Source organism: Pseudoalteromonas sp. (genome assembly GCF_041613455.1).
Lineage (GTDB): Bacteria > Pseudomonadota > Gammaproteobacteria > Enterobacterales > Alteromonadaceae > Pseudoalteromonas.
Map to the genome: position 1 here is coordinate 1 of NZ_JBFJHD010000079.1, position 12927 is coordinate 12927.

General features: G+C 45.1%; 12 protein-coding genes. All 12 read left to right on the forward strand.

Going from position 1 to position 12927, the window contains the following annotated elements:
* A partial coding sequence (locus ABYB02_RS09120) for a GntP family permease (RefSeq protein WP_372762158.1) occupies positions 1 to 1141 on the forward strand: 1141 nt, incomplete at its 5' end.
* Between the two features lie 9 nt (positions 1142 to 1150).
* On the forward strand, positions 1151 to 2335 hold the full coding sequence (locus ABYB02_RS09125; RefSeq protein WP_372762159.1) for a homoserine O-acetyltransferase: 1185 nt from the start codon (positions 1151 to 1153) through the stop codon (positions 2333 to 2335).
* A gap of 8 nt (positions 2336 to 2343) precedes the next feature.
* Positions 2344 to 3105: a 3-hydroxybutyrate dehydrogenase gene (locus tag ABYB02_RS09130; protein ID WP_372762160.1), complete on the forward strand. Its 762-nt coding sequence runs from the start codon at positions 2344 to 2346 to the stop codon at positions 3103 to 3105.
* 9 nt (positions 3106 to 3114) lie between these two features.
* Entirely contained in the window at positions 3115 to 3822 is a 708-nt protein-coding gene (locus tag ABYB02_RS09135; protein ID WP_372762161.1) for a CoA transferase subunit A, read from the forward strand.
* Positions 3823 to 3833: 11 nt separating this feature from the next.
* Positions 3834 to 4490, forward strand: coding sequence for a 3-oxoacid CoA-transferase subunit B (locus tag ABYB02_RS09140; RefSeq protein ID WP_372762162.1), 657 nt, complete (start codon positions 3834 to 3836; stop codon positions 4488 to 4490).
* A gap of 288 nt (positions 4491 to 4778) precedes the next feature.
* Positions 4779 to 6020 (forward strand): OprO/OprP family phosphate-selective porin, encoded by a 1242-nt coding sequence (locus ABYB02_RS09145; protein WP_372762163.1) that lies wholly within the window; start codon positions 4779 to 4781, stop codon positions 6018 to 6020.
* Between the two features lie 11 nt (positions 6021 to 6031).
* Positions 6032 to 7012: a Bug family tripartite tricarboxylate transporter substrate binding protein gene (locus ABYB02_RS09150; RefSeq protein ID WP_372762164.1), complete on the forward strand. Its 981-nt coding sequence runs from the start codon at positions 6032 to 6034 to the stop codon at positions 7010 to 7012.
* Between the two features lie 12 nt (positions 7013 to 7024).
* Complete coding sequence (locus tag ABYB02_RS09155) at positions 7025 to 7492, forward strand: tripartite tricarboxylate transporter TctB family protein (protein WP_372762165.1); 468 nt, start codon at positions 7025 to 7027, stop codon at positions 7490 to 7492.
* Between the two features lie 3 nt (positions 7493 to 7495).
* Complete coding sequence (locus tag ABYB02_RS09160; RefSeq protein WP_372762166.1) at positions 7496 to 9037, forward strand: tripartite tricarboxylate transporter permease; 1542 nt, start codon at positions 7496 to 7498, stop codon at positions 9035 to 9037.
* 11 nt (positions 9038 to 9048) lie between these two features.
* The gene (locus ABYB02_RS09165; RefSeq protein WP_372762167.1) at positions 9049 to 10674 is read left to right on the forward strand and encodes an ATP-binding protein; all 1626 of its coding nucleotides are present in this window, start codon (positions 9049 to 9051) and stop codon (positions 10672 to 10674) included.
* A gap of 12 nt (positions 10675 to 10686) precedes the next feature.
* Entirely contained in the window at positions 10687 to 11409 is a 723-nt protein-coding gene (locus ABYB02_RS09170) for a response regulator (protein WP_372762168.1), read from the forward strand.
* Positions 11410 to 11614: 205 nt separating this feature from the next.
* The coding region (locus ABYB02_RS09175) for an elongation factor G (protein ID WP_372762169.1) at positions 11615 to 12927 on the forward strand (1313 nt) is incomplete at its 3' end.

The window sequence follows — 12927 nt, forward strand, 5'->3', positions numbered from 1 at the left end:
CGCTTATATGGATGGCTTTGCTGGGTTTCTAAGCGCTTGGTTTTTTATGTTTTTATTGGGGTCATTGTTCGGTAAGTTTATGGAAGATACAGGGGCAGCTGACAGTGTCGCCAGCTATATAGTTGGTAAGCTCGGTATGAAACATGCCGTACTCGCAGTGGTGATTGCCTGTGCAGTACTAACCTATGGTGGTGTCAGTGTGTTTATTGTCGCTTTTTCAGTGTACCCAATGGCACTGAGTTTATTTAAAGACGCCAATTTACCACGGCGTTTTATTCCGGCCACACTGGCATTCGGCTCGGTCACCTTCACCATGACTTCGGCAGGCTCGCCGGAAATTCAAAATTGGATCCCTATTAAGTATTTAGGTACCTCTCCCTATGCTGCCTGGGAAGTAAGTTTAGTAGTAGCTATATTTATGGCGGTATTTGGTTATTGTTGGCTGAATAAAATGATTAAAAAAGCGCTTGAAAAAGGCGAGCGTTTTAATCCCCGAGACGACGATCCCGTTATTTTAGAACGTGAGCGCCCGCATCCTATTACCGGAGTTATTCCATTATTAGTGGTGTTGATTTTATCATTTCTGTTGCACGACAGTTTACAACAAACAGCGTTGATAGTGGCGCTACTCGGTGGTGTTTTAAGCATTGCGATCATCAATTTTAAGTACTTCCACAACATGGCAAATGCTATCAACATGGGCACCACCGGTGCATTAGTGGCCATTGGTAATACTGCTGCGGTGGTGGGGTTTGGTGCGGTTGCTAAAGTGTCACCGGCATTTATTGCGGCAGTCGACGCCATGACTCACATGCCGGGTAATGAATTAGTTGGCGCGGCCGTAGCCGTGAGTGTAATAGCCGGATTAACGGGATCTGCCTCAGGAGGGCAAGCTATTGCACTGCCACTGGTTGCGCCTGGATATTTAGAGATAGGTGTTAACCCTGAGCAATTACACCGAGTGGTGGCCATCAGTTCGGGCGCATTAGATAGCTTGCCGCACAACGGATATGTGGTTACAACTATACGCGCTATATGTAAAGAAACCCATCAGCGGGCTTACTGGCCATTAGCTGCATTGACAGTGGTGATCCCATTAGTTGGGGTTGCACTTGCGCTTAGCTTATTCATCACTTTTTAAGGAATCGCAATGAAAACTAAATTTATGCTGAGTGTATTGCTGTTTATTGTTAGCACTGCGGTTTACAGCAATGAACATGCGGCCACTATGCTGGTAGAAAAACAGCATTTTACCACTAAAAATTTCACGACTGTGTCGGGCGTGACACTTAGCCAAGTTGATGTTGGTTGGGAGAGTTACGGCAATTTAAATGACGCCAAAGATAACGTTATTTTAATCACCCATTATTTTTCGGGCACCTCGCACGCAGCGGGAAAATATACTGCCGATGATGCATTACCGGGCTATTGGGATGCGTTAATTGGCCCCGGTAAAGCGATTGATACCAATAAATACTTTGTGATCAGCTCAGACACCTTAGTGAATGCTAACTGGCACGATCCTAATGTGATTACCACAGGCCCAGCTTCAACTAACCCAACTACTGGCCAACCGTATGGATTAGACTTTCCGGTGGTAACCATTACCGACTTTGTCGAGGTGCAAAAACGCTTACTCGATAGTTTAGGGATTAATAAATTACATGCGGTAATGGGGGCTTCGATGGGCTCGTTTCAGGCGCTGGAATGGGCGGTACGCTACCCAGAGCAAGTCGAGCGCTTAGTACATGTCATTGGTGCGGCAAGCATGGATGCATGGACGGTGTCGGCTCTTGAAAAATGGGCGATGCCAATTCGCTTAGATAAAAATTGGCAACAAGGTAACTACTACGGTAAAGCACGCCCGCTCGACGGCTTAACTGCTACCATGTTAAATATTACTCAAGATGCCATGCACCCGCTTAGTTACAATGCCAGCTTTCCTGACTTTAGCGTGCTTGATAACGCAGCGCTGCAAGACATTCGTACCTTACCTAAAGTAAATCAGACTTTAATGGCGCGTGCTCGAGCACGAGCAAAAACCCAAGATGCTAATCACATACTTTATTTAGTGCGAGCGTCACAATTATTTACGGCAGGGCGTGAGAGTAAGGTAAGTGACGCACTGAAAAAAGTGCAGGCAAAAACTTTATTACTCCCCGCCACTAACGACTTATTACTGCGTCCAGAAAATGTGCGCGAGATGCAATCAACACTGCAAGCGTTGGATAAAAACGTCACCTTGTCTGAAATTCAGGGGAGTTGGGGGCATTTAGATGGCATTTTTTCAATTACAGCTCAGGCACAGCAAATTCAAGATTTTTTAGCTAACTAGGAGGTTACATGAGCAAAACAGTATTAATCACCGGCGCAGCCAGTGGCATTGGTTTGCATATTGCTGAGCAGTTAGCGTTAGCTGGTCATTATATTATGCTGACTGACTTAAACCAGCAACAAGCAAAGAATGCCGCAGCGGCGATTGTCGCTAAAGGCGGGAATGCACAAGGATATGCACTTAATGTGGCCGACAGTGAGGCAATCGCAAATTTTTTTTCGCAATTAACCCAGCCAGTAGATGTACTAATTAACAATGCTGGAATCCAACATGTGGCAAAACTTGAGGAATTTCCGGCAGATAAATGGCAATTCTTACAACAAGTAATGCTGGTAGGTCCCGCTATGATGACCCAAGCAGTATTGCCGAACATGCGAAAACAAAATTTTGGCCGTATTATCAATATTGGCTCTATTCATGCGATGGTGGCTTCTAAATATAAGTCGGCCTATGTGGCGGCAAAGCACGGTTTAATTGGTTTTAGTAAAACCATAGCACTGGAAACCGGTGACGCCAATATTACCATTAATACCGTATGCCCCGCGTATGTAAAAACCCCGCTAGTGGAGCAGCAGATTGCAGCACAAGCCAAAGAGCATGGTCTAACAGAGCAACAAGTAATAGATACCATTATGCTTGCGCCAATGCCGAAAAAAGCCTTTATTGGTGTAGATGAAATACTGCATACCGTGACATTTTTAATGGCTGATGCGGCGTGTAATATTACCGCACAAGCGATAGCAATAGATGGCGGCTGGACCGCGCAATAGGAGCTAACAATGGCAGGATTCGATAAAGTAGTAAGCAGTTATAGCGAAGCAATGGCAGGGCTTGAGAATGGTATGACGGTCATTGCCGGTGGTTTTGGCTTATGTGGTATACCCGAAGGGCTGATTGCACAAATTAAACGCCAAGGCACCCGCGATTTAACCGTGGTATCTAATAATTGTGGTGTCGATGGGTTTGGCCTTGGCGTCTTACTTGAAGGTAAACAAATACGTAAAATGGTAGCCTCTTATGTCGGTGAAAACGCTTTATTTGAGCAGCAACTAATTAGTGGCGAACTGGATGTAGAGCTTACTCCGCAAGGCACACTGGCTGAAAAAATGCGTGCGGGTGGAGCAGGTATTCCCGCTTTTTATACCGCAACGGGTGTTGGTACACCGGTGGCCGACGGTAAAGAAACGCGTACTATAAATGGCCGTGATTATCTATTAGAGCCCAGTATTACAGGGGATTTTGCCATTGTAAAAGCGTGGAAAGCGGATCGCTTTGGTAATTGTATTTATCGTCATACTGCGATGAATTTTAATCCAATGGCCGCCACCGCAGGTAAAATTACCGTACTCGAAGTAGAAGAAATTGTTGAACCAGGTGAGTTAGAGCCTAGCCAAATACACACGCCGGGGATTTATATCGATCGCGTGATCAAAGGGGTGTTTGAAAAGCGTATTGAAAAAGTCACTACCCAAGCAGCAAAGCAATAAGGAGCAAACTAATGGCTTTAACACGAGAGCAAATCGCCAAGCGTGTGGCGCAGGAATTACAAGATGGCTACTACGTAAATCTAGGTATTGGTATTCCTACTTTGGTAGCTAACTATGTGCCGAGTGACATTGCCGTCATGCTGCAGTCAGAAAATGGCCTGCTGGGGATGGGACAGTATCCGACTGCTGATGCGGTCGATGCCGACATGATCAACGCAGGTAAAGAAACCGTGACGGCTGCCACCGGCGCTGCTATTTTTAACTCAGCTGAGAGCTTTGCGATGATCCGCGGCGGCCATGTCGATTTAACCGTACTGGGTGCGTTTGAAGTAGATCAAAATGGCAATATTGCTAGCTGGATGATCCCAAATAAGCTGATAAAAGGCATGGGCGGTGCCATGGATTTAGTTGCTGGGGCAAAAAATATTATTTGTACTATGACCCATGCAAATAAGCACGGTGAGTCCAAGTTACTCAGTGAATGTAGCCTGCCGCTTACTGGTGTTGGTTGTATTAATAAAGTGATCACCGATTTGGCGTTGCTGGAAATTAAAGACGGGGCTTTTCATTTACTAGAGCGTGCTCCAGGGGTCAGTGTTGCAGAAATAGAGCAAAAAACACAAGGGCGTCTAATCACGCCTGATAACGTACCCGAAATGACATTTTAATTACTCGTTGATTAATAGCAGCCATAGAAAGCCCGCAGCATTGCGGGCATTTTTGTTAAGTGTTCTAAAAAATTAAACATAACCTGTCAGTCCACAGCATCCACGGCAGTTTGTTTTGTGCATTTTGCGCATGATTTTTATGCACAAAATGTGCGGAACGATCATCAATGCACCTTACCTGCTAAATATTTCGTTAATTTACCGTTAACAATAAGCTGCGCATTAGATAGCAGTTTGTAGTCGCTTATCTACCTAACAATAATAGAAACGCACAGCGTGGAGATAACAATGAAAGCAAGTAACACACAACTCGCTTTGGCAGTAGCTGCCGCATTAGCAAGCACATCGGTGTTAGCGGATAACGATAATGATAAATTACAACAGCAATTAGATGCCTTACAAAAAGAAGTGAGCGCATTAAAAAAATCGAGCGGCTTTAATTTAGAGTTTGGTGGGCGGGTACAGCTTGACTACAACTACTTTAATGGGGCTTATAACGCAGAACATGAGGGGGCAGGCGGCAGCGATTTTTTTCCACGCCGTATTCGTACCTATGTGGGGAGTGAGCACGGCAATTGGGATCACAAGTTATTACTAGAGTTTGGCGAAGGCACTGCTGAAATTGTGATGGCGCGAGTGCGTTATGCGTTTGATAACGGGCTGAAAGTTAAGCTGGGTAAAATTCGCGAAGATATCTCGTTAAACGCTTTAACGAGTTCAAAGCATATTAATACTATTGAGCGCAGCAGTTTAGCGAATACCTTTTCGCCATTTTTCCGCTGGGGCGCTTCGGCCTATCAATATTTTAAAGACTCGGGTGTGCGTTACGCGGTTGGTGTGTATAAAAACGATGCGTTTGGCGCAACCGGTAATGATGAAAACGATAAGCTAACCTTGGCGGCAACGGGGCGTATAACGTGGTCGAGTGTTGCACCGGGCAAAGTCATTCATTTAGGTGCTTGGCATTCATACCGTGATATGGGCGGTAACGAATTAGGCGCGCGTTTTGCGCGGGGTGAAGTACGCGAAGCTAATACTCGTCTTGTTGATTACGCTGCGGGCGGTGTCACGGCAGCGCTTGACAGCCTATCGCAAAGCGGGCTGGAGTTTGCTTACCAAGCCAATTCTTTAACGCTTGAAGCAGAATACGCCAGCCGTGCGTTAAATGCGGTTAATAGTGCAGATTTGCTCGATGGAGAACGCTTTGATGGTTTTCATGTATCGGCTAGTTACTTTTTAACTGGCGAGCAGCGTCGTTATAAAGCTGGTTCAGCGTTATTTGTGCAACCGAAAAATATTAAAGATGCATGGGAATTAGTCGCACGTGTTTCACAAATGGATGCCACGAGTGAGCTGCAAGGTACGCAAGCAACCACTTACACCTTAGGTGCCTCTTATTATATCAGTAGCGATATAAAATTTATGGGCAACCTTATTTACAGTGATGTAGCAGGCCCAGGCACCCGCGCGTTGGTTGGCGATGAAGATTCGGGTATGGGCTTTAGTGCACGTATGCAGTATTTATTTTAAGGGGATACACCATGAAATTATTTAACTCATTTAAATCACTAAAAACCACCATTGTTGCCGCATCATTAGTATTGAGTAGCCCATTAGCATTGGCCGATATTCACTTTTTAGTGCCTGGCGGGCCTGGTGGCGGTTGGGATACCACGGCACGCGGGGTGGGCGAAGGTTTAGTAAAGTCGGGGATTGCAGCTAACGCCTCGTTTCAAAATATGTCGGGTGGCGGGGGTGGCCGCGCGATTGCGTATTTGATTGAGTCGGGGACTAAAAAGGGCGACATTTTAATGGTTAACTCTACGCCCATCGTGTTGCGTGCGTTAACAGGGCGTATTCCTTATAGCTATCGTGATGTAACCCCAGTAGCCAGTATGATTGCCGATTATGGTGCCTTTGTTGTGCGCCACGATTCCCCGTTTAAAACGTGGCAAGATGTTGTTAAATCGATAAAAGCCGATCCTGGTTCGGTAAAAGTGGCGGGGGGCTCCGCGCGTGGCAGCATGGATCACTTAGTGGCTGCACAAGCGGTAAAAGCGGCGGGTATCGATGGCCGACGATTACGTTATATTCCATACGACGCGGGGGGTAAAGCAAAGGCGGGATTACTGTCGGGGGAAGTTGACCTACTTTCTACCGGTTTAAGCGAGGCCCTTGAAGTGGCTAACGGCGGGCAAGCGCGTATTTTAGCAGTGACCTCTGCTGAGCCATTACCCGATTACCCAGCAATACCGACTCTGAAGTCGCTTGGCTACGATATGGAATTTGTAAATTGGCGTGGTTTTTTTGCCGCGCCCAATTTACCAGCGGAAAAACTAGCGGAATACACCGCTAAGCTGCGTAAATTACAAGCCACGCCAGAGTGGGAAGCGGTGCGAGCGCGTAACGGCTGGTTAAATTTATTCCAAGAGAAAGAGCAGTTTATTAAGTCGCTTGAAGCGCAGGAAGCGCAACTTAAAGTGGTGATGGAAGAGCTTGGCTTTATCCGCACCTTGCGTTAATCGAGGTTTAAAATGATGAATCGCGAATTACTAGGGCCAAGTTTATTCTTGGCGCTATTTACTCTATACGCCGTGGTTGCATGGCAAATTCCACTGTTACCGTTTGAAGAATACGAAACGGTGACATCCGCTACATTGCCTAAAGTGTATGCTGTATTTGGTATTGTGGTGTGTTTACTTGCTATTGCTGCAAGCTTACTTAAACCCAGCGAACAAGTAGCCGCAGCAGACAAACTCGAAAAATCGCACGTACTGCGTACCCTAAGTTTATTAGTGCTGATGGTGATTTACAGCGCCTTGCTAGAGCCGATTGGCTTTTTAATTTCGACCAGTGCATTTTTGCTTGCCGGCTTTTTTGTTATGGGCGAAAGACGCAAAGCAATTTTATTATTTGCGTCTATTCCGGTGGCGGTGGTGTTTTGGTTTTTAATGACTCAAGTGCTAGGTATTTACCTAGTGCCGGGCGATTTGTGGGGTTAAATTATGTTTGATGGAATTATGCTGGGCTTGTCGACCGTGCTCGACTTTAATAATTTAATGTATGTGATTGCCGGCTGCCTTGTGGGCACGTTTATTGGAATGTTACCGGGGTTAGGGCCAATAACGGCGATAGCTTTAATGATCCCGATCACGTATAGCATAGGCGCCGACTCGGGCATGATTTTAATGGCAGGGGTGTATTATGGGGCTATTTTTGGTGGCTCAACCTCGTCTATTTTAATAAATGCCCCGGGCGTTGCCGGCACGGTGGCTTCCTCTTTTGATGGCTACCCATTAGCCAAGCAAGGGCATGCTGGTAAAGCATTGGCGATTGCTGCTTACTCCTCGTTTATTGGCGGTACGATTGGTGCAATATTATTAATGGTTGCTGCGCCGTTATTAGCAAAAGTGTCGTTAAGCTTTCAATCGCCAGATTATGTGGTGCTGATGTTTTTAGGCTTAACCGCCATTGCGGCCTTTTCTAATAAAGGGCAGTTTTTAAAAGCGATGATGATGACGGTATTTGGCTTAATGCTTGCCACAGTTGGAATTGACCCCTCATCGGGGACCGATAGATTCACTTTTGGGCAACCCGACTTACTCGACGGTATCAGCTTTTTATTAGTGGCGATGGCAACCTTTGCATTGGCAGAAGCACTCGTTAACGTGGTAAAACCAGAGAAAAAAGATGCCAAAAACATTAATGATGCCGATACGCCGCAAATAGGCTCAACAAAGTTAACTAACAGCGAGGTGAAAGAAATTGCCCCGGTGATTGGTCGCTCGTCTATTTTAGGTTTTATTGTTGGGGTATTACCCGGTGCGGGGGCAACCATTGCCAGCTTTATGGCTTATGCCACTGAGCGTAATTTAGCGCCAAAAGGGTTAAAAGAAAAATTTGGTAAGGGATCACTACGCGGCTTAGCAGCGCCTGAGTCGGCAAATAATGCCGCCTGTACGGGCTCGTTTGTGCCTTTGTTAACGCTGGGTATTCCGGGTTCAGGCACCACGGCTATTATGCTTGGAGCGTTAATTGCGTATGGTATTCAGCCTGGGCCGATGTTAATGCAAGAAAACCCCAGTGTGTTTTGGGCGGTGATAGTGAGTATGTATTTTGGCAATATTGTGCTGCTGATTTTAAACTTACCGCTGATCCCTTATTTTGCCAAAGTATTAGCGATGCCTAAGTCGGTACTCACCGTGATGATTTTGTTTTTTAGCTTAATTGGTGTGTATTTAGTGTCTTTTAATACCTTTGATTTGTTTATGATGGTGGGATTTGCCTTAGTCGCGTTAGTGCTGCGGTTGCTGGCGTTTCCTATGGCCCCCTTACTGCTGGGCTTTATTTTAGGTGACATGATTGAACGCAACTTCCGTCGTGCAATGATGATTTCTGATGGCTCATTAAGCTTTTTATGGGATAGACCACTGACACTGAGCATTTTTGTAATTTCAATTTTAGTGTTGTTATTCCCGTTAAAAGACTTTATAACCCAACGTCGTGCTGATAAAGCCGCGCTTAAACTACAGCAAGAGCAGGCGTAATTAAGGTCATAATGAAAAACACCAACAAACTAAATCCGCTGCAAAACAGGGTCACTAAACCGAAACGATTAGAAACGCGGTTAATTATTTGGGTTACCGGGTTGTGTGTCTTGCAGGCGTTATTATTTGGGGCGTTGGTGTACCAGCTTACCGCGCAAAGCTTACATAATCATATTGGCGATAAAGCACTGGCCGTGGCGAGCAGTATCGCCTCGCGGGTTGATGTGATAACCGCGTTGCAAACGCCAAATGACTTACACGCTATTAACGAAAAAATTGAAGAGATAAGGCTACTTACCGGTGCCGACTTTATTGTTATTGGTGATGAGAATAGGTTACGTATTGTGCATCCCGACGAACAAAAAATTGGCAAACCTATGGTGGGCGGCGACAGCCTAGCGGCATTAAAAGGGGAGCGTTATATCTCGCTGGCGCGTGGCAGTTTAGGGGAGTCGATACGTGGTAAGGTGCCGGTGTATGCAAATGACAACGAAATAATCGGCTTGGTATCGGTTGGTTTTTTGGTGCAGTCAATTGACCCTTTGATACGCTCTCGCAGTATTGAAATTTTAATTTGGGGTTTAGTGTTAGTTGGCTTAAGTATTGTAGCGGCTATTTATATAGGTCAGCGGGTACGTAATGCAATTTTTGGTTTACAGCCAGATGAAATTGCGCGCTTGTTTGCAGAGCAAAATGCCATTTTAAATACCGTGCGTAATGGAATTATTGCACTTGACCCGCATGGTAATGTGCGCAAGTTAAATCAACGGGCGTGCGAAATTTTAGATAAACCGCTCGCGTATACCCATCAAGCATTAACATTAGCCGAATTACTCCCTGAGCACGCCGAATTTTTATTGCGTAATCAAACTCGTGAAATCGTTGGTTTTGAATTGTTTGCTGCCAATAAACGCATTATTTTATCGCGCTTCGCTTTGCAGGTACAAGGTCAAGCCGATGGCATTTTACTTAGTATGCGTCCCTCTGATGAGTTGGAATATTTAAGTCAACAATTAACCAAAGTGCAGGCATTTGCAGAGCTATTAAGAGTGCAAACGCACGACTATTCTAATAAGCTCAACTTAATTGGTGCGTTAGTGCAAATGGGTAAAAACGAGCAAGCAATTGAAATTATTGGTCAAGAAAGCCAAGGCTCGCAGGCACAAATTCATAACTTATTAGAGCGCATTCAAGATCCTGTACTGGCAGGTTTACTCGTGGGTAAATACCACAAAGCTCGAGAGCTCAATGTAGCACTCACACTGAACCCCGACAGTTTATTAGGTGAAATAAGCCGCAAAGATATTTTAGAGCGCGTGGTATCAATACTGGGTAATTTAATTGATAACGCGATAGAAGCGGCAATTAGGGCCGCTGATAGCCGCGTTGCGCAAGTGCGAGTGACAATTGACGAAACCAGTAAAACGCTGCTATTTGATGTAGAAGATAGTGGCTTTGGCTTAGGGCCTGATCATAATGTGATATTTACGCCGCAATACAGTTCTAAGTCGGGCGCAGCGCATGGCATAGGTTTATATTTAGTGAAAACTAACTTAGATTCGTGCGGCGGAAGCTTAGAAATAGGCGAGTCAGACCTACTGGGTGCGCGCCTCAGCGTGTATATTCCAAAATATTAAGAGTAAAAACACATGACGTACTCAGTTGTTATTGTAGAAGACGAAGTCGAAGTTGCGCAGTTGTTAGCGCAATATTTATTGCTCCCCACTGGGGTGGCAGGAAAGCACACCGCGAAGCAAAGCCTAAGGCAAGCACAATATCAGGTGGTAGGCATTGCCGGAAACGTAACCACGGCCAAAGCGTTATTGCAGGCGATCACACCAGATTTAGTGTTACTTGATATTCATTTACCCGATGGGAATGGCCTAGAGTTATTGACTGACTTGCGCCAGTTAAACATTAAAAGCGAAGTGATGTTGCTTACCGCTGCAAAGGAAGTGGAAATACTCGAAAAAGCCATGCAGTTAGGTGCTAGCGACTTTTTGGTAAAGCCACTGATGCTTAATCGGTTAGATCAAGCTCTGGCGCGTTTTGAAGCGCGGCAACAATGCTTGTCTGATGCGGTGGAGGTCACGCAGTCGATGGTTGATACTTTATTTGGCTCTAAAGAGCGTCTTGCTGGCCCTGCACGATTACCGAAAGGGGTTGACGGGTTAACCTTAAAAAAAATAATAACGGCATTTAATGAACATAAAGACACCGCGTTTACTGCTCAGCAAATGGGCGACTTAGTGGGAGTGAGTCGTTCTACTGCGCGGCGATATCTAGAATATATGCTGGAAGCTGAACAAGTTAAAGCAGATCAAAGCTATGGCAGTATTGGTCGGCCAGAGCGTTGCTATAAAATTCGTTAATAAAATAAAGCGCATAGCGTGCAGCTAAAGAGCTATGAAGCTAAATCGCTTGGTAACTCAGAGCGCAAAAAAATATCGATTTCAAACCGCGCATAACTTTTTTATAAAATTGACTGCATTTTAAGCGACTTCTATGGTGATGTTCGCTTTAAGTGATGTTATACTCCGGCCGAATAATTTTTCGACTTTATTAAGAGTAAACTAAATGGCAGATTTATCGAAGTACAGAAACATTGGTATTTTCGCGCACGTAGATGCGGGTAAAACTACCACCACTGAGCGTATCCTAAAGCTTACTGGTAAAATCCACAAAAGTGGCGACACCCACGATGGCACATCAGTAACAGATTTCATGGATCAGGAAGCTGAGCGCGGTATTACTATCCAGTCTGCGGCTGTAAGCTGTTTCTGGAAAGATCACCGTTTTAACGTTATCGATACTCCTGGACACGTTGACTTCACAGTAGAAGTTTACCGTTCACTTAAAGTATTAGATGGCGGCATCGGTGTATTCTGTGGCTCTGGTGGTGTTGAACCACAATCAGAAACTAACTGGCGTTATGCGAATGAGTCAGGCGTTGCACGTGTGATTTTCGTAAACAAATTAGACCGTATGGGTGCTGATTTCTTCCGCGTAGTTAAGCAAGTTAAAGACGTACTAGCTGCAACTCCATTGGTAATGACTTTACCAATCGGTATCGAAGATGACTTCGTAGGTGTTGTTGACGTATTAACTAAGCAAGCATATGTTTGGGATGCGACTGGCCAACCTGAAAACTACGAAATCACTGACATTCCAGCTGATATGGTAGACAAAGTTGAAGAGTACCATGAGATTCTTGTTGAAACTGCTGTAGAGCAAGACGACGAGCTAATGGAAGCTTACATGGAAGGTGAAGTACCTTCTGTAGAAGACATCAAGCGTTGTATCCGTAAAGGTACTCGTGACCTTGCTTTCTTCCCAACATACTGTGGTTCTGCATACAAAAACAAAGGTATGCAACTTATTCTTGACGCAGTAGTTGATTACTTACCGGCTCCAACAGAAGTTGAACCTCAACCTCTAATGGACGAAGAAGGTAACGAAAATGGCGAACATGCAATCGTATCTGCTGACGAGTCTTTCAAAGCGTTAGCATTTAAGATCATGGATGACCGTTTCGGTGCATTAACTTTCGTACGTATTTACTCTGGTAAGCTTAACAAGGGTGACACTATCCTTAACGCATTTACTGGTAAAACTGAGCGTGTTGGCCGTATGGTTGAGATGCAAGCAGACGACCGTAACGAATTAACTAGCGCACAAGCTGGTGACATCATTGCAATCGTAGGCATGAAAAACGTGCAAACTGGTCACACTCTTTGTGATCCTAAGCACCCAGTTACACTTGAGCCAATGGTATTCCCAACGCCAGTAATCTCGATTGCTGTACAGCCTAAAGATAAAGGCGGTAATGAGAAAATGGGTGTTGCTATCGGTAAAATGGTTGCAGAAGATCCATCTTTCCAAGTTGAGAC